The organism is Haloferax sp. Atlit-4N (assembly GCF_003383025.1).
GTDB classification, from domain to species: domain Archaea; phylum Halobacteriota; class Halobacteria; order Halobacteriales; family Haloferacaceae; genus Haloferax; species Haloferax gibbonsii.
Genome location: NZ_PSYY01000002.1, coordinates 959,811 through 984,964, shown reverse-complemented (window position 1 = coordinate 984,964; position 25,154 = coordinate 959,811). Strand labels below are relative to the sequence as shown.

The following is a 25,154-nucleotide window of genomic DNA, read 5'->3' as shown; positions in this document are numbered from 1 at the left end:
CGCCCGCACGCCCGCCCGAGTGAACAGCGATAAGGTTCCCACGCGACGAATCGGAGTCATGCGCCAATTCATCGTCATCGGCCACGACGCGCCGACGACGCCCGACTTCTCGCTCGACGACATCGCCGGCGGGGCCGGCCGACTCGACGTGCTCTGTCGCTGTGTCAACGCCGCGTTCTTCCTCTCGCACGACATCCGCGAGGACGTTCGGGTTCATCTGGTCCTCGGCGACGAGTACACCGTCCGGTTCGAAGGTTCGGAACTCCGTCGGCTCAACCCCGACGAGCGCTCCACCGCCGCCCTGATTCGGAAGGCGCTGGAGAAGCGCGAGGAGGCAATCGGGCACATGCCCGCCGAGTCGTCGCCGGGGGTCTCCATCCGCCGGATGGGCTTCGAGACGACGCTGGAGGAGGCCGCCCGCGACGCGACCGTGGTCGAACTCCACGAGGAGGGCGACCCCGTGGTTCAGGTCGAACCGCCCGAGAACCCGCTTTTCGTCCTCTCGGACCACCACGACTTCACCGACGAGGAGGCCGAGTTGCTGGCGGCCGCCGCCGACGAGCAGGTCCGACTCGGTCCCGAGATTCTCCACGCCGACCACTCGATTACGGTCGCGCACAACTACCTCGATACCGCGGGCTATTCGCGGTACTGAGGCGGGGTCGGCGGTGTGTCACGCCGTCTGACGGTGGCCCACAATCACAACTGTTAAACGCGACGGTGGCTTGCCTCAAAATGCGGGCCGGTGGGGTAGCTTGGTATCCTTCGGCCTTCGGGTGGCCGTAACCTCAGTTCGAATCTGAGCCGGCCCATAAGGTATATACCCCTTTTCCCGCATTTCCTGACACTTTCCAGCCACCGCTCGGGGTGGTTCGCGTGAGTCTCGCGCCCTCGAAGCGCGCGGGCGAGCGCGTCGAAGCTGACCAGATACAACGTATCAGCGGCTTCGAAGCTGCACCAAAACACGGTGACGACGGCCGCGAGCTCCCCTACGATATCATCTGCCAGCGGTCCGTCTGGCCCTCGCGCACCCTCCCGTTCGTCGGCGTTCTTGTCCTCGAACAAGGTGCAGTCGTTGAGTGTAAATCCGCCTCTGTCGTCGTCAATGCGCGACAACGGCGTGGGCGCTACAAAATCAAGAAAGGTCAGCACAGTAAGCTCGTTGAGCTCGCTGGCTTCTACCTCTTCAGCGTTACCGCGCCCAACTCAGACACGATCCCCGCATCCAAGATCGTCCCTGCGACAGAAGTCACCGACCTCGACTTCTCGTGGATCGACACCAACGGCGGTGTCGAGTATGGGCAGATCACCTGGACACAGATCTTTGACCCCGAGGAGGTCGATTCACGATGAGCGTTCGCGGGACCCACTTCACCGCGCTCGCGAGTAGTGAGGTCGTGCCAAGTGAGCACGCGCGAGTCTTCGCAATCGCGCGTGATCTTCCCGACTGGGCAGACACGCTCGTCGATCGTACCCTTCCACACCTCGCACCACCAGAGTCACTTGAGAACGCACGGAGTCGTGTTGAGGACGCCGCCGACACCGATGGAGTTGACAACGCGCTCGCAATCTCGTGGGAATCGACAGGATTCGAGACGCGCTTCCGAAGCTATCTCCAGTCGTCCGGTGCACGCGAAGTTCTCTCACAAATTCAGTCAGACGCGAGTCAACGACCTGTCTGGCTCGTCTCGTGGCGTTCTGATGATCGCTACGATCATCGCCGCATCGTTCTCGAAGAACTCCAACGGAGAACGCAGGACGGCCCCTGTGCTGAAGGACGCCACGAGTGGCGTCGTGGATCGGTCGTCGGGGCTCTCGTCTGTGACATCTGTGGTTACTCCTCGCAGTCGGTGACCGACTGGCACGGTCAAGTCGTTCGTGTCTCCTACGGAGGTGACCGCCAGTGAGCGAGTCCGAACCCGTCGTTCACGAGACGAAGGCTCACGTCGCTAGCGCACCTCACGAAATCAAAGCTCGCCTATTTTGGTCTAAGCACGGTGCGAAACCGTACTTTACTCTCGGCAAATTCGTTCGCGCATTAGACGGCGGGACGAAGAAGGGGAAGCCGGTCGTGGCCGAAACTCGAACCGGTCCAAACAACGCACTCGAGCGCTCCGAGATACATCTGAACTACCACGTCGGGAAAATCGCCCCGCGAATGAAAGACTCGCGAGACCCTGAGAGAGGAATGTGGGAGTTCACGCTCAAGTGGCGCGGAGCAGGAGAACGAAAAGCAACGTTCCAAATTAAGCCTCGCTGGCAAGACCTTCGACACGTCGATACTCGGGATCGCATCTCAACACCGTTCGACCACACTGGCGACGAAGAAGGTCTCGAAGCATACGTCCAAGGGTCGAACCTCGAACCCGACGAGTACATTCACGTTTTACGTGAGACCTGTTCAGCACTTGCCCGCGAGATTGGAGAACGTTGGTCTCCGCGATACTTCAAGCCGATGCGCGTCCTTCCGAGAGTCTCGCGGATTCACGCTCACGAGCGATATCTCCGAGTCCACCGCAAATACACAGATCAGATGTGTGGCTTAGGAGGTATCTTCCAGAAACTCCAGAGTCTCTACGGAGGCGAGAAGGGAACGCACATTCGCCTCGACCTCGACAATACCGAGACAGTCGGTTATCAGAATAAAGCTGAATTGCCCGACCATTCGGTTCATCCGCTCCCTGGTCTCTCGAAGGGAGTGAAACTCGAATGGTACCACCCGAGCCATGTGCGTGGGCAAGAGAAATTGGATGCCGGAGACGCTCTTGCTCACCCGAAGCACGAAGTACTCTTCCGGATGGGGAAGAACAACGGCGAGAGTCTGAAGCTCAATTCCGAGAGCGTTCCCTGGAGTCAGCGGAACGAATTAGTTCGCGAACTCGAGGAGTTCCTTCTGAATACGCTCTCGTGGGGCGAGGTCCCGATTGCGCATGACGCATCCGATGTCTTCGTTCCTGACAAGCACTTCGAGCCTGAACCTAGCAGTCGAAAAATCCAGCTTTACGAAGATCCGACACCTGAGATGGAAGTGGCTCGAGAGAGTCAACTCGTTCGTGCCCTTGCCGATGCGAAAGGCCGTGAGATCTCGATGCTCGAGCAGCTAGTTGCCGATGGCGGACAGACGCACTACCGCACTCTCATCGACGAACTCGGCGTCTCGAAGTCGACATACTACCGTGCTCTCGAACAACTGAACGACCTGGTCGAATCTCAGAACGGTACTGTTGGGTTCGTCTGCGCAAAGATCCATGAAGACCTTCGAGAGATTTTCGAACTTGCAGAACACGGAAAGGCCCAAATCGACTATGCGAAACGCGCCACTGAGCGCGTGCTCTCGCTTTCCGAGAACATTTTGGAGAACACATCCGGCGCGCTAACGAAGTGGGCTGCGAAGTGGGGCGTCGAATTCGAAGAAAGAGACGTCCACGGTGGCGATACGAGATTGGCTATCAAAATCCAGAGCGTTCTAAACCGACTCGGTGGCCCGAAGCTTGCTGACGTACTCGACGAAGGATATTCGGCGTGGTCGGATGCCGGTCGAAGGACATCCGAATTCGTTGATGCCCTCGTCGAGTACGACGACGCCCTCACCGGAGCCGAACACACGCTGGTGAACAAGGAAATCGTCGTTTAGGCCACGGTCTCGAGAGTGGCAACGCGGCCCCGAACCTTCGTTTCAGCAAACACAATTGCGTACTATCTATCCTAGCACAAACTCACTTGCTTTCCACACCATGGTTTCTACAGAGTACCGACCATCAGTGTATGCGCGTCAGTAATCTGTTCTCGTTGGGTGGGAAGCCCCCCTTCGGGGGTGTGCCAAAGGGCACACGCCTACGGCGTGAAAAAATACACCGCCCCACCTCCGAACCGCGTCTCCACTCGAAGCACTCGAAACGGAGGAGTCAGGGAACGGAGGCGCGAAGAATTCAGTCGTCGTTCAGTAGTTCAGACCGAACTCGAACTCGAGATCGTGGTCACGTTCCACAACTTTGCTTGCAACCTTGAGTATCTCGCGACCCTCTTCTCCATCGTAGCTGTTCTCGAACCCATCGACGAACTGTTCAGCAAGCTCTCTCGATTCGTCGAAGTCTTCACGGAACTCCATGATCTCGTTGATATATTCGACCTCAGAGTGCCGGAGTAGGACATGAAATCCAAACTCTCCAAAGTCATTCCCGTGAGCCACGACGACCGAGAGGTCGAGACCCTCACGACTGTACTCTGCGTGAGGCTTGTCTTCCTCGATTATGCTGTCGTGCTTCTCTGAGAGCGTCAAATTCCAACTGTTGGGAAGCTCCATGAAGATACGAGTTGCACCGACTGACAAATTTGTACGGACTGGGCGAGTCGGTGGCTGTTTGAGAAGTAACTTCCACGCGTTTCTGATTGTGCCATCTTCTTAGCGGGGTTGTGGCTAAAGAGCCACACTCCAAGATTACCGGAGTCTTCGCTTCGCTCAGACTCCAGATGAAACACTTGCAACGGGGGTCGCAGCGCCTACTCGGCGCGGCTTGCTAAGCGCAAAAAATCAACCTACAGATCGACAGGACTAGAACTCTCTCGTAGCCATTTCATGGCAAAGGATTATCAGAAACAAGTGTGAGAATAACACGATGACTAAACTCCAGTCCTTTCAGAATTTCCTGATCTTCTGTATTGTTGCCTTAGGAATTGGTGTAGGGCTTTACGGGGCGTTCCAAGGCTGGTATAGCTCCGGGTTTGCCTCTGTTATCGCTAGCTCGGGGCTTGTCCTTGCAACAACATTATCGCTGATTACCACACGAAATACACTTCATGAACAGCGCTTAGCTCGTGAACAGCAAGCGAAGCCACTTCTTAGGCTAGATTTAGAGAAAGTGACTCTTGGAGCATACTCAATTATGGTTGAAAACGTAGGAAACGGACCAGCAAAAGACGTTGACGTGACTATTAAAGCAATCAGTAGTGACGGGCAGAGAGATAGTGTACAAGATGAAATTGGTACTCCCCTGCCAGTAATCTCTCCTAGCGAGAGTATCGCAGTGAGTGTTGGCCTGGATGATGTTGAAGATCCAACTGCACCCACATCAAAGAAAAACAAAGATTCTGGAGACCACCGCCTATTTGAGTCAGTTGACCAAATTAATAAAAAAGACTTGCAAGATATCAGCCACATATATATGACTGGTACTTGTCGTGATATTCTCGACACAGAACATGAGATCGATTCTATATTTTACACGAAATATGCCGAAGAAGGAATGGCACAATATGGGAGACATGATACTGCAAGTGAACTCCGTAAAATTGAGCAAAGCCTGAGCAAGGTGCGAAATGAGATGTCCTCGCTCAGGCAAGAAATTTCTCGGTGAGCAGCATTTAGATGGTTAATGATAGAAGGGTAGCCAAAAGAAAGGTTCACTTGAACTGATCACCACAATATCAATACTGAAGGATTTCAACAGAGATTGTGGGAGGTTACTCTTCCTTGACGAACCAGATTGGTACTAACCCAAAAGAAAGGTCTCTTTTTTTGATTTCACCAACAGTATGTAGCTCTTGTAGACGCTCTCTGAGTAATACGTGGTCGATATTTGATGAACTGGAAAAATCATAAACAGTTCCTGGCCCTTCTTGTTCAACCAACTTCAGCGTCTCCTCTTTCGACACCTCGGTTTTGGTGCGTACTGCATTTCGCCCCTGCTTGATTGATTTCCACGTTCGTAACAATACTGCAAGAGCCAGCTCTTGAGATGGTATTGTTGCCGCCCATAAAAACAAGAGGACCAGATATGCCAACGTATACAGAATCACCGAGTTTGGACCAAGACCGAGCGAGAGCGGCTTGCCGTACGTTGCTTGAAATACAAATATAAGGAATACAGCTAGCGTGAGACTCATGAGTTGCAGAATGTACTGAGCAAGATCTGATAGCACGTCGTCGATTAGGTTTTTCACCCGACTATCTGACTTGTCCCCCTCAAATTCGATCATAGCCCACCAACCTCGCTAATTATTGAAAAACCAAGGACAAGTACGATGAAAAGGCCTAAAAAGCCAGCAAGACTCCAATTTATTAACTTCTTTTTTTCTTTATTGATCTCAATCAAATCGTCGATCCAACTTGCTGTGTGATGTACTTCACTAATTTCTGACTCTTCAAGAGGAGATGTATCGTTGTATATCTTCATGATGTCATTACCAGACAGTCCCCTCGTATGGCCACTCTCTCGAGAAGCGAGAAAGGCTGCGAAAATCGATGAGATAAGCAGTCCTGTAGCTATGAGTAGTACAAAGAAGTAGCCAAAATTCTGGGAGACAGTATCCACAATTAATGATACAAGAGAGACCTGTTCTCCAGCACTATTTTCGAATTTTGTGCCAGTAAGGAATGCAGCAGTAACTGAAAATGTTAGTAGGTGTATCTTCAGTATCTCAAACCCTCTATTAGTGAGCCGATTGAATTGATCAATTTGTACGTCTAAATTCCTCCTAGATTTAGAATTTGTATATGAGATCCGATCTTTTCGATCCATGTTCTTAGATATCTGAATGCTTTACATTACAAGTATAATGAATCTGGCTCAATCATCAGGCGACGAAGTTAGATATGGTGTGATGCTTTCTGCTTCACTCATTACAGATACACCATCGCTCTCGATGTCACATGGTCTGGTACTGGACCGAGGTAGTTCCGACGGAACGTCTCGCACCCGGAATCGGTCATCGCCCAGCCACCCCAGGCCATCGTCAGTTCCTCAGCAATAGGTACGCCCTCGAACGCGAGTGAGTAGAACGTGTCCGTCGCCCACGTCCGTCGGAGATCATGCATCCCGAGGTCGTGCCAACGGTCGTCGTCAAGGTCGTCAGCCAACTCTCCGCGAGCTTCAACAACCCAGTCTCGCAGGGAGCGAGTCGAGACGTCGATGACTGGCTCATCGGCTCGCATCCGTGCCGCGGACTTCAGGTACTTCACGCGCTCGCGAAGAGACTTCGAGACTGGCGTGTCTCGTGCGCCCGTCTTGCCGTTGGGAACAGTCAGTCGCCACTTCCCTTCGTCGTCGAGGCGCTCGAAGTGTCGTGGCTCGACGTTCCGTACCTCGTCGCTGCGGAGACCGTGAAGTGCGAGGTCGAGGGCGATGTGCCGACGTGGATACTCGTCCTCGACGAGTGAGAGGAGTTTGCTCTGTTCGTCGCGGGAAAGCCACAGTCGCTTTCCTGACTTCGATGGGTATGGGCGTGCCTGCATGGTTCCGGTCTTGGTAGGTAGCTCTGCTTTCCGGAACCTTAGCTAGTTTGGCCGGGCCAGTCTCTCCCGAAAAGACGCCGATTACGTGTTGTCGAGGAGCAGTTGGTTACGAGAATAGGTTGTTCTCGGAACTAGAAAATTTCCCACCGAGTTTGATTTCTCATCTGGTGAACTACTCATTGTATGAACTTAGTCGAGCGAATAGAAACAGAGAGAGAAGCGATTAGCTACGCAATCTATGGCATTCATGTTGTTGAAAAAGTGGGTCCTAAAGCGGATTTAGCCCGTCTACTTGATACGAATATCGCAAATAAAAATACTGAGGGCAAAGATATCCAAACAGTTGGTGGGCACATCTTACTGTACAAACTGAAATCTAATCGGAAACTCACCCGAGCTGCCTCTGGTCGACTTGCTGGTTCACTTCTTGGCGTAGTTTGTGAATTATTAAAAGATGATAACGAGACGTGGGAACAGAAGTTCTCACACATTCCGGAGATGATCTTCCTCCGGCACGTCCGAAACGGTGTTTTCCACGGGAATCGATTCAACTTCCATAATGCACCAATAAATGCAGTATGGAGAGGTAATGAACTGACAGAAGATATGGACGGTGAATTGGTTTTTCCAGAACTTCGTGGTTATAATATCTCTCATGAACCACTCGGTCCAGCGGAACGACGACATGCAGATCCCAAAATCGTGGAAGGATACATGGCGACAGGAGATGCATTCGCTTTGGTAGCCGATATAATAGAGATTGTGAAAAGAGAGATCGGGTCCGACTGATTTTCAGACACCTACCCGAGAATAGCCTATCCTGGGAACTGTTCATTCGAGCATAGGTACTATTTGCTGTCAGTATTAGAATCGGCACTTATGTTTATTAGGTATCACAACCATGCTCTATTCTATGGGAAATCTTGATATTGTAGCTCGAGTCGAACGCCAAGATGGGGAGGGGGGGCTATCAATTGTCCAAAATGCAGAGGAAGAGCGTACTGAGATATTTGTTGAGGGGAAATTCAGATACGACATCCATCACCATCCGACGAGCTTCCAAAGTCGGAGAGAAATTGTAGAGTTCGTTTCAGATTTCAACAAATTAATCGATATCGAACTCGTAAACGAGGACGGAGAAATTGAAATAGAATTCAATGATGACCTGATCTGATCTGACCGTTGTCTTCTCACGTCACCGCAACTACTGTTTCTGTGATTCTGTGATTGCGGTTCCGAGAACAACCACTTATATTAGGAAACAGCAACGGACTGGTATTCGATTCCCCGATTTTCTGCAAGAGTTGTCAAACCGCTCAGGTGCGCTTTCCCAGTAACTAGACATACATTCGAATATTCATTCATTCTAGCGTCGTGTATGATTCGGTTGATAAAGTGTTTATTTCTGTCTTCTGTTCGTCGATACATAAACGCGAACATGAGGATAAGTGATGGTAGGTAACTCAGGGTAACCACAACCCCTGTTGAGTTATTTGGGTAGGAAATGTACACCAAGAGAAAGAATAGGAATAGAGCGGTAGTAACCCACCCGATTATTGTCCAGATGATGTGTTGATCTCTGATATAACTGGATGTCGATCGTCCTATCTCTGAATACTCAATACCCATTTTTTCAGCAACTTTCTTAGAAGCTCTAATATCCCACGTCGTATCCGGATTCTTGTGAGAGAAGAGTCTGCGGATATACCGATACAGATCAACAGGTATTACCGAAAATGCCGCTGGCTGACGTAGAACAAACTCAACAAATGACATCTCGTAGTCATTGTCCTCTGGCTCTTTTTCATGATAGAGTACGTCAATATCTTGTGATATGTACTCCTCAAGATTATCAATCAACGTTGAATCGCTATGCTTCACTCCCAGTAAGGTAATCGACAAATCCCCCTTTGTGTTAGTGGCTGTCACTATAATAGAGTTTGTTCAATGGAAAATAAGTTCTACTCAGTAACTTCCGGGAACCGGTTAGATTCGGAAATGAGCGGAGGCCAAGCGGCATCTGCAGAAAGAAAAGTCAACAGTATCGACTATGTTTGGTAGTATCTTGACCTGAACTAATTCCGTTTTCGTATTCGACCTAATTTTATGTTATACCGATGTCTATTGACAAGTAGTGCCATTCTCTGAGTTAATGCGTGGAATCAATGCTGAACTCCGTGCTAAGTTCGAATTGAAAGCAGGGGCTATCTCGCACCCGCAACAAAAGGGAGAAGCGCGTGAGGATGCATTACGAGAGCTTTTAGAGGCCTACCTTCCCGAGAGATGCGGTGTTTCTACCGGCTTTGTTATCGACGTGAACGGAAATCAGAGTCAACAGATGGATGTGATAATCTATGACAAGTACTACACACCAATTTTCAAAATAGCTGATTCGAAGCAGTACTTCCCCTGTGAAACTGTAATAGCAGTCGGTGAAGTGAAGTCGGAAGTGAAGTCGAGAGAACTGGAAGACGCCATCGAAAAAATCGCTTCTGCTAAGACTCTAAAACGGTTTGGTGCGCCCATGATTACAGGGCCAGGGATAAATCTCCAAGGTTGGGAGCTGTCCCGTCATGACCACCGAGACCAGATATTCGGATTTATTTTCACCGGTGACTCGCTGTCGAAGGAGAATTTCGTCACAGCATATTACGATGAATTAGAACCTCTTCAGGAGCGCCTTTGGCCGAACTACTACTGTGATTATTCCAGTTTCAACGTAGGGTTCAGTACTGGTCAGTACTACAGTTACGACCCAAACAATGCAAAAGGGTTCTATCTTACAGACGCAGTCGATTCTTTGTTTGTCTTGTTCTACGCCACTCTTTCAGCTTTCGTAAATGAAGCTCGAATCGGACGACCACGCCTGCTAGAATACTATGGAATTGAACCGGGGCTTGAAGCTGATCTCCACTTCTTCCCGATCACTTAACTTATATGTCCTCGAACAGCGGCCACTATTACTCACCTTTCCGAAAAACACTAAAATCACTGATGAAGTGGGATAGCCTACGTCACCAAATTAGGATCCCCATCCAGACGATGACGTAGACGACTGTTGCTGCTGATCCCGCTGTTTGAACCATCATTGGGATATTTTCTTTTAGACTCATATTCCGCCTCACTCACAGTTGACAATTCTGGAGTTAAGAGTACTTTCGTGGTTTTGTGATTGGTTATCTATAGGGGTGGTACTTACGAGAATAGGCTACTCTCGGAAGTGTCTCCTCAAACAATGCTTGTTCGTACTATTGTCATGAACGGCGTTCTGAGTACAGAGACTGCTTGATCCACATGCTCACTTGTGAGTGAAGACTACTGACTGGTTCGCGCGCTGGGTTCAGCACGGCTTCAGAAACCCCATCGAACGCTGCCAAGGAAACGATTCAACAAACGTAGTTCGCCTCAGTAGCCGATAACGAGCATATCATATGGAGGTTCGTACCGATTAGTGTCATACAGCGTCTCAACGACGGCGTTCGTTTTCTCAAAAGCGGGGTTTGATCCGGAAGAGTATTTGTAGACGTTTGGAACGGCAAGTGCAAGGGTGTCAACTTGCACCATCATCAGAGCCTGCACAATATCTCGATAGATTGCGTTTCCCTTCCAAGCACGTCCTGCTTCAACCTCAAGTCCGAGACGAGTATCTGGATGGTAGGCGTCTACCTCGTAGCTAAGATCTGGCTCTCCGTCTTCCCCGAAGAGTACTGGTCGATGAATCTTGTCGGAATGACGTTTCCCAGTCTCCACCTGGAAGCCGAGATCAAACAGACTTTCGCGGACGGTTGTGAGTACCTCATCACTCTTCAGCCCATCATCAAGATCGCGAGTCGCAATACTTTCTTCGTGTTTACGAAATGCCCCTACGAGTTCAAACGCAATCTCAGGCGGTTTCTTTGTCCGGGGATAGTAGTGAAAATGAATTGTAGAATCAGTCATGTAGTTAGCATTAGAGACACCACTGATAGATTTTTTCACGGATGATGGCTCACCCGGGACGTGTCTGTGAATAAGGGTGAAATTGGGCAAAAGCCCCTGAGAAATACGTACGCTGATTTCACTGTAGCTCCACCAACCTATCCACAGGTGAGATCAATCGAGATGGCAATCGACGTACTATTGTTTGAATAACCGGTTCTCGGAAGATTTGAGAGGAGTTGGTTCCGTCGACCCCCCGGGGGTTTGGGGGGAATTGGGGGTCGACGGAAACGTTGATAGGAATTCGGGATGTATGAGTCTCTATACCCGTGAATTCAGACGGGTTTCAGACGAACCCTTGTGGGATTGAAGCACGTACAAACACCTTCGGAAAACTTTCCTCGCCGGTTTCAGACGAACCCTTGTGGGATTGAAGCTGCCCACCGTCGGTCACCAGTTCCCGAAGGTCTGCCCGTTTCAGACGAACCCTTGTGGGATTGAAGCGGGTCGCGAACCGCCTGTCCGGGGTCGGAGAGGAAGTGTTTCAGACGAACCCTTGTGGGATTGAAGCATCGGAACCGGCTCTGGGACCGAACAGCCACAGTCCGTTTCAGACGAACCCTTGTGGGATTGAAGCCCCGACCACTCCGTCGACGCCATCGGAGGTGGGTCGGCGTTTCAGACGAACCCTTGTGGGATTGAAGCGACGAAGAGCACTGCGCGGCATGCGCGCACAACATCGTTTCAGACGAACCCTTGTGGGATTGAAGCCCTCCCGCGTGCCGTCCGTCGGTTTTGCCCGAGTAGTTTCAGACGAACCCTTGTGGGATTGAAGCGGGCGTCGTTGCGGTGCCGCACGGGGCCGCGAGAAAAGGTTTCAGACGAACCCTTGTGGGATTGAAGCCTCGGTGTGATGGAGGCGGTTGGTGCGAAGTCCCTCGGTTTCAGACGAACCCTTGTGGGATTGAAGCAAGCTTGAAGACGCCCGAATCCACGATATTGGGGAGTTTCAGACGAACCCTTGTGGGATTGAAGCGCGACGCGGAGCGACCTCCCCGACGAATCGACGCTCGTTTCAGACGAACCCTTGTGGGATTGAAGCCGCGTCCCGTCCGGTCCCGATCTCAACGACTTCTAATGTTTCAGACGAACCCTTGTGGGATTGAAGCCGCGTCCCGTCCGGTCCCGATCTCAACGACTTCTAATGTTTCAGACGAACCCTTGTGGGATTGAAGCGGTATAAAAGCCCTCGATGGGTCGTCTCTTAACGTTTGTTTCAGACGAACCCTTGTGGGATTGAAGCGGATTGACGTGCCCATTCCCGAGGAGGTCCGGGTCGGTTTCAGACGAACCCTTGTGGGATTGAAGCACTCGGTCTTTTTATGTCGAGTGCTCAAATCGGAGTTTCAGACGAACCCTTGTGGGATTGAAGCTCACGACCGAGTGAATCGCTCTCACTCGTCTCACACCAGTTTCAGACGAACCCTTGTGGGATTGAAGCGGGTGGTCAGCGAGCTGCTCGACGGTGGTCCGGGTGTTTCAGACGAACCCTTGTGGGATTGAAGCTTCGGGACCGGCGCGGTCAAACCCGGTTGGGGCGAGTTTCAGACGAACCCTTGTGGGATTGAAGCATCGTGAGGATGAACGTCCCGTTCGTGAATCGCCAGTGTTTCAGACGAACCCTTGTGGGATTGAAGCTGCAAGCCGAGATATGCACCGCCAGCTAACGCTCGTTTCAGACGAACCCTTGTGGGATTGAAGCGTAATGGTCGGTGGCGAGTGCAAGCCTATCGACGACGTTTCAGACGAACCCTTGTGGGATTGAAGCGGGCTTGACATCGGCCACCGCAACCCGAGCGCGCTCAGTTTCAGACGAACCCTTGTGGGATTGAAGCGGGCTTGACATCGGCCACCGCAACCCGAGCGCGCTCAGTTTCAGACGAACCCTTGTGGGATTGAAGCGATGTCACTCGCGTCGCGGTCCTCCTCGACGGCGTTTCAGACGAACCCTTGTAGGATTGAAGCCAGGTGGGCGTCCGCGTAAAGACCGACTCCGGTACCGACCTCAGACGACCCCTTGTGGGCTTGAAGCAGGCTGATGTCGAAGACCTGGTTCCCGATGACCAGCGTTTCAGAGGATCCCTTTCGGGATTGAAGTGTTATTGGCGTGAACGCGGGAACGGTCTTCGTACTGTATTTCAAAGGAACCCTTGCGGGATTGAAGCCACATAAGGACAGTAGCCCGCTTACTGTTGGCTATCGTTTCAGACGAACCCTTGTGGGATTGAAGCTCGCTGCCCGACCGGAGATTCGAGACGGCGAACATGCGTTTCAGACGACCCCTTGCGGGATTGAAGCGGGTCGCTCGTCGACGAGTGCAACAAGCGGATTCGGGTTTCAGTCGAACTCTTGTGGGATTGAAGCAAGCAAGCGCGCGGACGCCTCGACGGTTCTGGGTCCCTGTTTCAGACGAATCTTTCAGGAAAGTTGATCAGCTTCTTCAGTCTCTTCAACCACTCGTCCTGAATGAACTGTTCTCGGCTTCAGGTAGCTTACTCTTCTTCAAGTAGATCGTGATTGAATTGCACTTTAACCGACATCTGATGTTCTTGGGCACAAGTTGCGAGCGCGGGGAATGTGGTATTCTTTGAGTTGGTTACAACCCTGCCATGATCTGCAATCGAATTGGGGCCCTCCCAGATGACTCGAAAGCCAGAGCCAACTTCAACAGCACAAACCCGCTCGTTCTTTCCTTGAACCTTCGCTAGGATGTTTCTCTCCTCTCCATCAAACGGATGTTTTGTTCTCCAGTCGGGGAAATCAGTGTCCATTACTCAGATATTAGCCAACTAGTACATAGTTTCGAGCTTATCTCTCGTTACCACTCGGAACTGCTAACCCCACAACTGGTCGCTTGCTGTGAATACGGTGCGTATAATCACCGTCGTGCTCTCGCGTGCTTCGTTGATATCCTCTCTGCGCTAAAGCACGGGGCTCTCGACTACTTACGTGAACAACATTCGGTAGGGGTGAGAGGAGTTGGTTCCGTCGACCCCCCGGGGGTTTGGGGGGAATTGGGGGTCGACGGAAACGTTGATAGGAATTCGGGATGTACGGGTCTCTATACCCGTGAATTCAGACGGGTTTCAGACGAACCCCTGTGGGATTGAAGCGGACTATCTGCCGAGACGCTCGAATCCGCTCGCATTGTTTCAGACGAACCCCTGTGGGATTGAAGCTCCTGCTTGTCTTTGGCACGGGCGAGGTCGAAGGTCGGTTTCAGACGAACCCCTGTGGGATTGAAGCATCGACGCGCTGGAAAAGGCCGCGCGCCACCGGCTGTTTCAGACGAACCCCTGTGGGATTGAAGCGCGCCCTCGAAGTGCTCGCCACAGTCGAGGCAGACGAGTTTCAGACGAACCCCTGTGGGATTGAAGCTGCCCGCGGAAGGACGAGGCCGACGACGAGGTCCGGTGTTTCAGACGAACCCCTGTGGGATTGAAGCTGAGTGAGGGGGTGGTGCGGAGTAGTGGTATGTCGTGGTTTCAGACGAACCCCTGTGGGATTGAAGCGACGACTTAGAAGAGTGGGCGACCGAGGGCGTCAATTTGTTTCAGACGAACCCCTGTGGGATTGAAGCGCCATCAGTCGGACCTCCCGAAGCGCGCCTGTTTCTCGTTTCAGACGAACCCCTGTGGGATTGAAGCGAGAGCCAAGACGGAAAGAAGGTGTGGCTCACCAGGTTTCAGACGAACCCCTGTGGGATTGAAGCCCCATAATCACAACTTATGACCGGCACCATCTTGGCGGTTTCAGACGAACCCCTGTGGGATTGAAGCACGATTTACCACATCCTCAACTTCTGCGAGTTCGAGTTTCAGACGAACCCCTGTGGGATTGAAGCACTCGGTCTTTTTATGTCGAGTGCTCAAATCGGAGACCGTTTCAGACGAACCCCTGTGGGATTGAAGCGACGACGTGAGTCGTGAGGTCGTTGAGAGCGACGCTGTTTCAGACGAACCCCTGTGGGATTGAAGCTCCCTGACTTCCGCCGACGCCATCCACTTCTCTTTCTCGTTTCAGACGAACCCCTGTGGGATTGAAGCTCGTCGTCGTCGTTACATTCCGCTTTGATGAGTTGTTTCAGACGAACCCCTGTGGGATTGAAGCGAAGTCCAAGAGTTCGTATCGTATCCTCTCGCGCCAGTTTCAGACGAACCCCTGTGGGATTGAAGCGAGGCATGGCAACGGCAACGAGACGCCGAGGAACGGGTTTCAGACGAACCCCTGTGGGATTGAAGCGATTCGTATGGCATGGGTCCGGTATATGTCGATGCCGCGTTTCAGACGAACCCCTGTGGGATTGAAGCTTATCGCCGTACTGCACGTTCATCGGCGTGTACGTCTCGTTTCAGACGAACCCCTGTGGGATTGAAGCACCACGATTTCGTGGGACACGACGAAGGTCACGGGTTTCAGACGAACCCCTGTGGGATTGAAGCTCCCGTCGTCGTGTCGGCCCGTTGCTAACTGAGGGACGTTTCAGACGAACCCCTGTGGGATTGAAGCGAAGGCGGTGATACTTCGCAGGACGGCGGAGACAGTTTCAGACGAACCCCTGTGGGATTGAAGCTTCGACACCGTCCGCCTCCAAGACGACGCGCATTGCGTTTCAGACGAACCCCTGTGGGATTGAAGCGCGTACCCCGAGACACGCCTCACTCGACGAGGAACGGTTTCAGACGAACCCCTGTGGGATTGAAGCAGCATCCACCCCACGGCGAAGCCCGCGGTGGTCGTTGTTTCAGACGAACCCCTGTGGGATTGAAGCAAATGACTCCGCCTCCATCGCCAGAACTCACCTGGTCGTTTCAGACGAACCTTTGTGGGATTGAAGCCGGATAGAACCGCTGAACTTGCGGCCGAGTGCCGTATAGTTTCAGACGAACCTTTGTGGGATTGAAGCAAGGAATTGGACACACCAGCGGTTGAATCGATTTCCCCGTTTCAGACGAACCCCTGTGGGATTGAAGCACCTCGGGCGGCTCTCCCTGACCGTTGCCCCACGAGTGTTTCAGACGAACCCCTGTGGGATTGAAGCGGGAACAACCCGCCGCGCGACGCGGTGCGCGACTTCAGTTTCAGACGAACCCTTGTGGGTTTGAAGCTCGGGAGTCCGCGACGAGGAGCTGAACGAGCACATGTTTCAGACGAACCCTTGTTGGGCTTGAAGCATCGTCATGAAGCTCAGTCCGTTCATCGGCTTCAACAAGTTTCAGACGAACTCCTCTGAGATTGGAGCCGCTCGATCACGGTGAGCATCGGGTGTTCTCATTTTCGACTACCAGTTCCTAGAGCAAATTGCGATGTCGGAGTGAACATGCTACGAACTATCTGTGATTCCTTGCTTGAGTCGAATATCATCGCTACTCTCAGACGCAACTGCTTAGAGACTCAATTCTTCTCTTCGAGAAAATCCAGGCGTGTGCGTACAGTCTCAAATCCAGTTTTAACGACCCAGAATCCGATACCTGTTAAAACTGAGATGACCCCCGAGAGAACTCCAATACACACGTATATACTCACTCCAAACATCATTTGATCACTCATCGCGTGGTTTCCCCAATAAGTAACCAAGTCTAGCTACTGTAGACTATCTCTCTGAACCCGTTTTTCTCAACCACACCGTCATACTCTACGTATTATCTCTGATCTCCGCCGAGCATCCCCGTTGATATGTTGATGATTCTTACTCTCGTTTCAGAACCTCGATTGCTCAGCTCTACAACGCTCGAATTCCTTCTTTGAGAGAGTTATATAGATGATAGTCTGAACGTTGCATATGGTACTTACATATACTTGTTCACTACGATTAACTCTATTAACAGTCTAACAAAACTAGTCTGCGGGTGTCATCTGCGCTATCGAGTCAAAATCCGAGTTGGTCCAATTCTCTTGGTTCGTCGAGGCACCGAATCACCCGCGTCATCGTCCGCACGTCTGATTCTCCTGCCGACTTCTTTGTCGCTGCCATCGTACGGATCCTTTTGGCTGTCGCTTGCCGAACCCCCGACTTCATTCGCGCCCTTTCGAGGACTATCTCGACGATCTTTAGAAACTCCTCTTTGGGTCGGTCCATGATATACGCCCCACCGATGTGGCCCGTCTCTGGTGCGTACCGATATTTCCGCGTAGTACGGTAGCGTTGTCTCTCTCTGGAGTCGTCCCAGCCGTCGTACTCAGTTGGTCCAACGTAGACTTCTGGGCAGGTTACTTCGACTGCCCGTCCTTCTTCACGGTGAGTCACCGAACATGCCAACTCTGCCGTCTCTTTGAGTAGTTGGTACGCGAACCATCGGTCTTTCGAAGTCCCTGGCTTCGTCTCATGGGATGTCGATTCTGGTTCGTCGTGACCTGGGAGGTCTTGCTCATCGTACCACCAGTTTTCTCTGGCGTATCTCGCTTGGTTTGCTGACTCTTCTGAACTATAGTGGGCACTCTTTGACATGGCTAAACGTCCTGAGACAGCCTCGAAGGCTGCAACACATGACCCGGTGACAGTAGGGTCGTCGAAAGATTGGGGGAAGTAACCGACTGGAATGTCCGAGATGGTATGCGAGGGCGTCCCTACTGTCTTAGGTCACATTCCAGTCAACGTACTTCTCCCAATTAAGTCATCTCTGATAACATCTGATTTGGCTGTTTTCAGGGCTTTTGTGGGCTCAGATGCGGTGTTGAAGGCACAGCGACTACTTTCAGTCTGCTTGGCTGATATTGATTCTGTCCCGGGTTGACTGCTATGCTATGATACGAGACGCACGAGCACTTCGCGAAGAGTTTGTTCCTCAGGATCTCCATCACCGGAATTCTGAGATTTCAACACTCTCGACCTATCTTTCACCGATTGAAGAGGGCTTTCCGGGGGAGAATGTTTTGATCACTGGCCCCTCTGGAGCGGGTAAGACGACGCTAGCGAGGTTCATTGCAAATGAACTTGAGATGGCGACTCTGGGTGTGAGAACTGGATACGCGTCTTGCCATTCAGTCTCGACGACGATTGGTCTCATCTACTCACTTCTGAGAGACGCTGGTATTGGTCTTGATCTTCGTCGGGGCTTGCCGATGCAACAGTATCTTGATGTCCTCAGGGAGACCGACAGCCAGGTCGTATTCATCATCGACGAGGTTGATGCAATTGAGGACTTCGAGCTGCTAGCGTCGCTCTATCTGCTTCCTGGTGTGACTACGATCATGATCTGCATTGATTCGGATGTCCTCCTCTCAGATCTTAGTATGGGCGTCGAGTCACGGGTTCGTTCTGCCGCAAACCTTCGGTTGTCGAAGTACCGGAGTGATCAATTGGAGGATATCGTCTCAGGGCGTGTTGATGCCGGCCTCAAACCTGGAACCGTAGATCAAGCAACGATCCAGCATATTGCGAAGCTCGCTGCGGGGGACGCGCGCTTGGCGATCACTCACCTTCGTCGTGCAGCGGAGTATGCAGATAACAATGACCTCGCTGCGTTGAGCCCAGGTCTTGTTGATACTGTGGCTGATGGTGCTGCCGGCGAGGTCCACACTCGGAACGTTGAGCGGCTCTCGACTCACAAACGGCTTCTCTATGATATTATTCGTACGCACACGGAAATCCCTGCGAACCAGCTCCACCAGGAGTACGAACGAAAGAGTAGCTCACCGAAGTCGAAGGTAACGCGACGAAGATACCTTGGCGCACTTGAGCGGTACCGACTTATCGAGAAGGAAGGTGCGACAAGAGGGACTACGTACCGTAGTGTCAACCCGTAGGATAGAATTGGGTGATTCGATCAGGCTGATAATCGCAAGACTGCAGTACAATTCGATCATTCGATCATTCTCTGGGTTTGGTGGGGAGAGCCGTTACAATCGCTGGATTCGGAGGATACGGGGTGTGAAACCGGTAGATTCGATCACGTGCCGATAATTCGCTTATTGCTACCCCACTTTGACCAGAGTATGTCGACGATAATCGACGGACAACCCCAAACGGGAACCGCTCGGATACTCCGGTTACGGCGTGGGCCAGACGTTCGAATCGAGATTACTTCTGACCCGGATTACACCGCTCGGGTGGACGTGAGTGCTGATGATTCGCGGTGGGTGTATGGTGTTGATAGTAACAAGATCGCTACGCTCATCGACGCATTCGACGGGTCAACGCGGGTTGAAAATCCTCAGAATCCTACCTGGATTTGCGACGTCTTCTTCCAACTCGGGGTTATGTGGGTATGAGCCTATATACCACATCAAGTAAGCGTCTGGTCGCTACCAAATCCGTAGACCAGGTCGAGTTGCTGCGATTACTGACCGATATAAAAATCGTACTCAGATGGGTCCGATTCACCCTGAATCAAATCTTGACCCATTTGGGTAATCCGATAGTAGGGACCATCGTTAACCTTCTTAATCAGGTTAGCCTCCAAGAGCATCTTCAACGCTCGATTCACAGTAGAGCGCGATGGAGGACGCTGCATCCGTACCTCAAGGTTGTGTACAATCGTTTTCGGATTCAGGTCCAGTCCCGAGTCATTCAACAAGAGCAAGATGGGCTCAATTGCATCATTTCTCCACCGAGTCATACCTGCACCCTGCAGCGGGCAGAGTGTAAATTTACGCAAGAAGGATTGTTGGATTATATCTGTCTCAAATGGCTTCTAACAAGGTCATATGACACAGATCTGTATCAAAGTTTATTACCCCTTGGTAAAATTGTGGTGATGACGACTCTCACCGGAATTAACAGATCTGGGAAAATCCCAGACTCCTGCTGGATCCAGGAGTCCGGTGGAAGGCCGTCAGCTACGATGACGACCAATCGCACTCTTTCGCGGGGGCGGAATAAACCCCGCGACACGATTAGTGGACAGTCTCGCAATTGCCGTCGGTGTGGAGCTCATGTCTTGGGCTACTCTGCGACGGGCCCCGGCCGTCAGCTCACCGTCCCGTGTGGCTGTGCTGTCAATCGAGCCGCTCGCTCACACGTGGGGGGTGATTCCGAATGAGCGCTGCAGATGATCCGACTTGTACGCTCTTGTCGTTCTTGCGTGCGGACGTGGGATCTGGGGAGTGGAAGATCTACTACGCGAAACACATCGCTAGGCAGACGTCTCTCACGAGCTCTGAGGTGGGTTACTGGCTGGGCCGTCTTGCGGGCAATGACAGTCGGGTTGGGAAAGTTGACTCCTCTGAGTTTGAGGTGTCACGGTGGAAGCCGAATTCGAACCAGTCGCAATGGAGGGTTGAGCGAGTGGGTCGCCCAAAGTTGGTTGCTGATGGTGGCTTCTCGTGGGACCAGATTTCGGCGTTCCAACAGCGAGTGGTTAAGGCGATCATGCGGTTTGAGGCCCGGTTTGGACGGTCTCCTAAGGGGATCGAGATTAAGGAGGCGCTTGAACGGATGGAGGATGTCGAGGAGGTTGGACATGGTAGGTTGTATCCGAATCTGGATGAGCTCGATGCGTATGGTCTCGTGTTGAAGTCGGCGTGGGATCGTCGGACGAACACCTATGAGGTGACTGACCGTGGGTACGAGTTGGTTGAACAGGAGGCGGTTGATCTGGCGGGGCTGTCTGGTCTTGAGGTTGGTCACTCTTCGGTGGCGGTTTCTGGGGGTGAGGAAGCGTGAGTTCAACGACGCTGGGGAGGACTTCGGGGGTGCCTCATTGGGCTGAGGGGTTCGATGTGCCGGTTGTTGTAAAGTCGACGAGCGGGTCGCGTCGTATCCATGCACCGGATTTGTCCGCGGAGGCGCCAACGCCGGTGTGTCCGTCGACGCGGAGTGAGACGTCGTGGATGGTCAAGGAGCTGCGCCATGTACATGAGTGGTATTCGATCTGTGGGTATCCGGAATGTCATCCGCGAGTGAGTCGGGTGGTGAAGGTTCTGACTGAGGGGCCGGCGGAGTCGTGTGACCCCGACCCCGAGGTACTTCGTGAGGCGCTTTCGCAGCCATTGCCGGAGCTGCGGTCGGGTGAAGTGAGCGAGGCACAGTTCGATGAAGCGTTGGCTGAGCTGTGGGCGGAGCAGGGTGAGGCTATTGAGGAGGTTCTGGAGACGGTGTCGGACTTCAGGGGTGGGATTGGACGTGAGAGTCTGGTTGCGTACCTGTATTGGTCGTGTAATGGGGTGACGAGGAGCGAGATCCGGCAGGTGTTGGATGTATTTGAGAGGGTTGAGCAAGCGGAGTTCACGGTTCAGCAAGTTGCGGAGCTGTTGGGATGTTTCGATAGTGAGTTAGATACTGAGCTGGCGGTTGAGGTGCTTGGGGCGATTCAGGAGGAGGCTCGAAAATGAGTCTTTGTCAGCTGTTCCCCCTGGTGGACGTGCTGTCGGGGTTTGTTGTGGGGGTTGGTTACTGTGAGTGACCGTCGTCGTGACCCCGGCGAGCTCAAACCTCGCGAGGCAGTAAGTCGGTATCTCCGCCGCCGTCGTGCCGACTCGACGGATGCAAGCGTTAAGGGGTGGAAGTACCGCTTGAAACAGTTCGTGCAATGGGCTGAGAGCGTCAGTATCGGGACTGTCAGTGAGTTCCGTGGATATGACCTCGACGAGTATTTTGAGGTTCGGAGTGGGACAGTCGCTCCGGCCACGCTCGAGGGCGAGATGTGGACCCTGCAGAAGTTCTTCGAGTACCTCGAACAGATCGAGGCTGTTGATGATGGGCTCGCAGACTCTGTTCGAATTCCTGATATTGATGAGGAGGAGCGGTCGAATAGTGTTTCTCTTGAGGCACAGGACGCGGTTTCGATTCTCAGGTTCTACAGACAGAGCGATGTGCACCGTGCGACGCGGAATCATGTTTTTCTCGAGTTGGCGTGGTATACTGGTGCCCGGCAGGGTGGGATTCGCGCGCTCGATCTTCGGGATCTTCAGCTCGATGAGAACTACATTGAGTTTCGTCACCGCCCGGAGACGGATACTCCTCTGAAGAACAAGTCTAATGGTGAGCGTCCGGTCGCGATTCCGCCCGAGGTTTCGGAGATTCTCCGTGAGTACATCGATGAGAACCGGTATGCTGTTCACGATGACCACCAGCGTCAGCCGCTTCTCGCGAGCATGAATGGTCGCCCGGCGACGGGGACGATTCGAATGTGGTCGTATCTCGCGACGCTGCCGTGTCTTCACAGTTTGTGTCCTCATGGTCGTGAGTCGGATACGTGTGAGATGACTGAGTTCGCTCACGCGAGCAAGTGCCCGTCTTCGAGGTCGCCGCACAAGATTCGGACGGGCTCGATTACGTGGCAGTTGGATTCTGGTCTCCCCCCGGAGATTGTCGCTGAGCGGGTGAACGCCGGTATCGATGTGATCAAGAAGCACTACGACGCGACCACCGAGCTCGAGCGGATGGAGCGCCGTCGTCGGCAGTATATCGATACTCTGTCGATCAACCGATGATCGGCTTTCTGATCGGTTTTTTGAATTCTGTCGAGAGAGGCATAACCCGCCGCTGTCTTGCGATTAGGTATGTTCTGAGCCGGCCCATTTCTACCCCTTTCAACGCCAACGAGCACCGCGTAGCGTGTGCGAGTCCCCCCGAAACGGTTGTCTGGGCGACTGAAGATCCGAACGCCCGAGCGACAGCGAGGGAAGTTCGAATCTGAATTGACGGAGCCCCGAAATCAAAGTCACAGGAACTCATTTGATTACGCTCCGATCACACTCGAGATCTCTGCTGCCACATCCGCCTCTTCTTCCGCGAGCGAAATCGTCTCAATCACGTCCCCGTCATCGCCGATAACCTTCACCGTGACTGCGCCTTGCTTCGTCTGGACCGCGTTCCAGATGTACACGACACCGATGATTCCACCAATGAACGCCGAGGCCAGTCCGACGAGTTCAGCAAGACCTGCGAGCTCACCGCTCACACGCTCGGTGACGAAGAAAATCCCCAAACCGAGTACGAGTGCTACCAACCCGGCGGCGAGTCCTTGGAGGTCCACTCGCTCACTCCCTTCCTCGACGATTTTGACACCGAGAATGTTTGGTCCCGTAATGAGCGTGCTCTTCGCAAGTTTGAGGTCACGTCCTCGACTGTCTGAGCCGCGTTTAACCTCCATAACGCGCCGGTCTGTGACGACGACCGCGCTTGAGTCGTTGGCTCGAGCAGCGCGAATAGACTCGTTGGAGGACAGATACGGTTGAATCGCATCAGTAAGGTTGGTCATTAGAGTGTCTGGTGGGATACATTCAGGATATATAATATATTCGTGGCATGATATGTATTGGACGACTCACCGGTGAGTGGCGTGATCGATGCGGAACTCATGCTCCTAGGAGAGAGAGCTACGGGAGCCCTGAGACGTTTGAAATACGAGTCTTCCACAGGCCGAGAACGACTGATTCAATCGAGTTACACGGAGTGGTTACTGCCGCCCACGCCACCAAACCGAAAAGCTTCAATAGTTTAGGCCAACCTAAAACAAACGAGGGCGAGCGGTACCGACGGCTCGACCGCCGCCTCCCCGCCGACAGACCCAAGGTGAGCACGGAATCGGCCGAACGGCCGAAGGCAGTCCAATCGCACCAAGCGGCGACGCGAGGCCGGCCCCCGCAGTTTCGAGCCGACGCGCGGCCGAGCCGACGAGGCGCTGTTCGCGCTCGTGACGGCCCCGCTGTCGTCCGGGAACCGAAGCAATTATCTATTTTAGGCTGGCCTAAAAAACTATGGAACGCGACGAGACGCCACGGAAGGGATTGACGCGGCGCGACTACGTGAAGTACGGCGGCGCAGCCGTCGGCGGCGGGCTGCTCGCCGGCTGTACCGGGGGGAACGGTTCGGAGCCGACGACGGACGCCGAGACCGGGTCGACGACCGAGACGGCAACGGAAACGGAGACCGAGACGCCCGAGGACAGTTCGTACTCGGTGACGATGTCGCCGGTCGGCACCGTCGAGTTCGACGAGCCGCCGCAGAGCATCTTCACGCGGCTGACCCACCACGCGGGGATGGCGTTCGCGCTCGGCCGCGGCGACGACGTGAACGCGGTCAACGGGCCGGAGTACTACGACACGACGTGGAAGCAGTTCACGGCGCGGCTCCCGGGCGTCGAGGTCGACTGGGCGGACCTGTATCCCTCGTGGGAGACGAGCAAGGAGAAGCTCTACGAACTCGACAGCGACGTGCATCTGGCGGACCCCGCGTGGGTCGTCCAGCTCGAACAGTGGGACATGGACGACATCGAGGAGGTCGACGACAACATCTCGCCGTGGTTCGGGAACTCGCTGAGCGGTCGTCACGCGTCGCCGACCGACGAGTGGACCGGCGACTACGAGTACTACACGCTGTGGGAGCAGTTCGAGAAGGTCGCGCAGGTGCTCAACGAAGAAGAGCGCTACGAGGCGCTCACGGCCGTTCGCAACGACGTGCTCGCCACCATCGAGGAACGGCTCCCGCCGGAAGACGAGCGCCCGAGCGTGGTGCTTCTCACCGCGGCCGACATCGAAAAGCAAATCTGGGCGTACACGGTCGGCAACCCCGGCTTTATGTCATCACACATTCGGCCGCTCGAACCCCACGACGCGTTCGAAGGCTCCATCGAGTCCGGTTCGAACGTCGACTTCGAGGCGCTCTTAGAGGCAGACCCCGACGTCATCCTCTTCCTGAGCGGGATGCAGCCGAACGTCAGCATGAACGACCTCCGAGCGACGCTCGAAGACGACCCCGTCGCCGCGGAGATTTCGGCGGTCCAGAACGGTCGCGTCTACCCGCAGGGCGCGCGCTATCAGGGTCCGATTCTCAACCTCTTCCAACTGGAGATGAGCGCCAAGCAGTTCCATCCCGAGGAGTTCGGCGCGTGGCCGACCTCGGACGGCGGACCGTACCCCGAAATCCCCGAGGAGGAACAGCTGTTCGACCGTCAGCACGTCGCCGACATCATCAACGGCGAGTTCTGAGCGGCCGCCGGAGCCGCATCGACGGCCCCGCTACCGGCCCCACTACCGGCCCCGCACCCGCCGTCGCCGAACG

The 25,154-nt window shown here is 53.4% G+C and carries 22 protein-coding genes, 1 tRNA gene and 2 CRISPR repeat arrays; of the genes, 14 read left to right on the top strand and 9 right to left on the bottom strand.

Annotated features, from left to right (window positions below; genetic code table 11):
• The first annotated feature begins 58 nt into the window (after positions 1–58).
• The 5 genes from trmY to C5C07_RS21095 all read left to right on the top strand — a co-directional run bounded on the left by trmY (position 59) and on the right by C5C07_RS21095 (position 3,634).
• Positions 59–655 (top strand): tRNA (pseudouridine(54)-N(1))-methyltransferase TrmY, encoded by a 597-nt coding sequence (trmY, locus tag C5C07_RS14025; RefSeq protein WP_115805322.1) that lies wholly within the window; start codon positions 59–61, stop codon positions 653–655.
• A gap of 84 nt (positions 656–739) precedes the next feature.
• Positions 740–812 (top strand) — tRNA-Pro (locus tag C5C07_RS14020).
• Between the two features lie 64 nt (positions 813–876).
• Entirely contained in the window at positions 877–1,353 is a 477-nt protein-coding gene (locus tag C5C07_RS14015) for a hypothetical protein (protein ID WP_147302024.1), read from the top strand.
• Positions 1,350–1,907: a hypothetical protein gene (locus C5C07_RS14010; RefSeq protein WP_115805320.1), complete on the top strand. Its 558-nt coding sequence runs from the start codon at positions 1,350–1,352 to the stop codon at positions 1,905–1,907. The genes C5C07_RS14015 and C5C07_RS14010 overlap by 4 nt, the downstream gene beginning before the upstream one ends.
• On the top strand, positions 1,904–3,634 hold the full coding sequence (locus tag C5C07_RS21095) for a hypothetical protein (RefSeq protein WP_147302023.1): 1,731 nt from the start codon (positions 1,904–1,906) through the stop codon (positions 3,632–3,634). Before C5C07_RS14010 ends, C5C07_RS21095 begins: the two co-directional genes overlap by 4 nt.
• Before the next feature lie 306 nt (positions 3,635–3,940).
• Here the strand turns inward: C5C07_RS21095 and C5C07_RS13995 are convergent, their stop codons facing one another.
• On the bottom strand, positions 3,941–4,303 hold the full coding sequence (locus C5C07_RS13995; RefSeq protein WP_115805317.1) for a hypothetical protein: 363 nt from the start codon (positions 4,301–4,303) through the stop codon (positions 3,941–3,943).
• Positions 4,304–4,616: 313 nt separating this feature from the next.
• Here C5C07_RS13995 and C5C07_RS21090 point away from each other — a divergent pair, with 313 nt between their 5' ends.
• Positions 4,617–5,354: a hypothetical protein gene (locus C5C07_RS21090; RefSeq protein WP_147302022.1), complete on the top strand. Its 738-nt coding sequence runs from the start codon at positions 4,617–4,619 to the stop codon at positions 5,352–5,354.
• Between the two features lie 106 nt (positions 5,355–5,460).
• On the opposite strand, the gene C5C07_RS13990 is transcribed toward C5C07_RS21090, so the two are convergent.
• The 3 genes from C5C07_RS13990 to C5C07_RS13985 all read right to left on the bottom strand — a co-directional run bounded on the left by C5C07_RS13990 (position 5,461) and on the right by C5C07_RS13985 (position 7,231).
• A complete protein-coding gene (locus tag C5C07_RS13990) occupies positions 5,461–5,976 on the bottom strand; it encodes a hypothetical protein (RefSeq protein WP_115805316.1) in 516 nt (171 codons plus the stop codon).
• Positions 5,973–6,518 (bottom strand): hypothetical protein, encoded by a 546-nt coding sequence (locus C5C07_RS21085; protein ID WP_147302021.1) that lies wholly within the window; start codon positions 6,516–6,518, stop codon positions 5,973–5,975. Before C5C07_RS21085 ends, C5C07_RS13990 begins: the two co-directional genes overlap by 4 nt.
• Before the next feature lie 101 nt (positions 6,519–6,619).
• Positions 6,620–7,231 (bottom strand): site-specific integrase, encoded by a 612-nt coding sequence (locus C5C07_RS13985; RefSeq protein WP_115805315.1) that lies wholly within the window; start codon positions 7,229–7,231, stop codon positions 6,620–6,622.
• A 183-nt stretch (positions 7,232–7,414) separates the two neighbouring features.
• On the opposite strand from C5C07_RS13985, the gene C5C07_RS21080 reads away from it, so the two are divergent.
• Together C5C07_RS21080 and C5C07_RS13975 are read left to right on the top strand one after the other, a co-directional pair.
• Positions 7,415–8,020, top strand: coding sequence for a hypothetical protein (locus C5C07_RS21080; protein ID WP_147302020.1), 606 nt, complete (start codon positions 7,415–7,417; stop codon positions 8,018–8,020).
• A gap of 124 nt (positions 8,021–8,144) precedes the next feature.
• Positions 8,145–8,405, top strand: a complete 261-nt coding sequence (locus tag C5C07_RS13975) for a hypothetical protein (protein WP_115805313.1) — start codon at positions 8,145–8,147, stop codon at positions 8,403–8,405.
• Positions 8,406–8,485: 80 nt separating this feature from the next.
• On the opposite strand, the gene C5C07_RS21075 is transcribed toward C5C07_RS13975, so the two are convergent.
• On the bottom strand, positions 8,486–9,160 hold the full coding sequence (locus tag C5C07_RS21075; protein ID WP_147302019.1) for a hypothetical protein: 675 nt from the start codon (positions 9,158–9,160) through the stop codon (positions 8,486–8,488).
• A gap of 205 nt (positions 9,161–9,365) precedes the next feature.
• On the opposite strand from C5C07_RS21075, the gene C5C07_RS13970 reads away from it, so the two are divergent.
• A complete protein-coding gene (locus C5C07_RS13970; protein ID WP_147302018.1) occupies positions 9,366–10,163 on the top strand; it encodes a DUF6602 domain-containing protein in 798 nt (265 codons plus the stop codon).
• Between the two features lie 473 nt (positions 10,164–10,636).
• On the opposite strand, the gene C5C07_RS13965 is transcribed toward C5C07_RS13970, so the two are convergent.
• The 3 genes from C5C07_RS13965 to C5C07_RS21065 form a co-directional block, all read right to left on the bottom strand.
• Positions 10,637–11,170, bottom strand: a complete 534-nt coding sequence (locus C5C07_RS13965) for a hypothetical protein (protein WP_115805311.1) — start codon at positions 11,168–11,170, stop codon at positions 10,637–10,639.
• Positions 11,171–11,492: 322 nt separating this feature from the next.
• Positions 11,493–13,573: direct repeats of the CRISPR family, unit length 30 nt; unit sequence GTTTCAGACGAACCCTTGTGGGATTGAAGC.
• 128 nt (positions 13,574–13,701) lie between these two features.
• Positions 13,702–13,980 carry a hypothetical protein gene (locus C5C07_RS21070; RefSeq protein WP_147302017.1) on the bottom strand — a complete coding sequence of 93 codons (279 nt, stop codon included), beginning with the start codon at positions 13,978–13,980 and terminating at the stop codon, positions 13,702–13,704.
• Between the two features lie 312 nt (positions 13,981–14,292).
• Positions 14,293–16,451: a CRISPR direct-repeat array (repeat unit 30 nt; unit sequence GTTTCAGACGAACCCCTGTGGGATTGAAGC).
• Between the two features lie 627 nt (positions 16,452–17,078).
• On the bottom strand, positions 17,079–17,657 hold the full coding sequence (locus C5C07_RS21065) for a hypothetical protein (RefSeq protein WP_147302016.1): 579 nt from the start codon (positions 17,655–17,657) through the stop codon (positions 17,079–17,081).
• Between the two features lie 296 nt (positions 17,658–17,953).
• On the opposite strand from C5C07_RS21065, the gene C5C07_RS13955 reads away from it, so the two are divergent.
• From C5C07_RS13955 to C5C07_RS13930, 4 genes are all read left to right on the top strand, one after another.
• Positions 17,954–18,955, top strand: coding sequence for a Cdc6/Cdc18 family protein (locus C5C07_RS13955; protein ID WP_115805309.1), 1,002 nt, complete (start codon positions 17,954–17,956; stop codon positions 18,953–18,955).
• Positions 18,956–20,186: 1,231 nt separating this feature from the next.
• The gene (locus tag C5C07_RS21890; protein WP_115805306.1) at positions 20,187–20,813 is read left to right on the top strand and encodes a helix-turn-helix transcriptional regulator; all 627 of its coding nucleotides are present in this window, start codon (positions 20,187–20,189) and stop codon (positions 20,811–20,813) included.
• A gap of 248 nt (positions 20,814–21,061) precedes the next feature.
• Positions 21,062–21,481, top strand: a complete 420-nt coding sequence (locus tag C5C07_RS13935; protein WP_147302015.1) for a hypothetical protein — start codon at positions 21,062–21,064, stop codon at positions 21,479–21,481.
• Positions 21,482–21,544: 63 nt separating this feature from the next.
• Positions 21,545–22,582 carry a site-specific integrase gene (locus C5C07_RS13930; RefSeq protein WP_115805475.1) on the top strand — a complete coding sequence of 346 codons (1,038 nt, stop codon included), beginning with the start codon at positions 21,545–21,547 and terminating at the stop codon, positions 22,580–22,582.
• A gap of 248 nt (positions 22,583–22,830) precedes the next feature.
• Here the strand turns inward: C5C07_RS13930 and C5C07_RS13925 are convergent, their stop codons facing one another.
• On the bottom strand, positions 22,831–23,352 hold the full coding sequence (locus C5C07_RS13925; protein ID WP_049905164.1) for a hypothetical protein: 522 nt from the start codon (positions 23,350–23,352) through the stop codon (positions 22,831–22,833).
• A gap of 499 nt (positions 23,353–23,851) precedes the next feature.
• Between C5C07_RS13925 and C5C07_RS13920 the strand changes: the two genes are divergently transcribed.
• The gene (locus C5C07_RS13920; protein WP_115805304.1) at positions 23,852–25,081 is read left to right on the top strand and encodes an ABC transporter substrate-binding protein; all 1,230 of its coding nucleotides are present in this window, start codon (positions 23,852–23,854) and stop codon (positions 25,079–25,081) included.
• Positions 25,082–25,154: the final 73 nt, after the last annotated feature.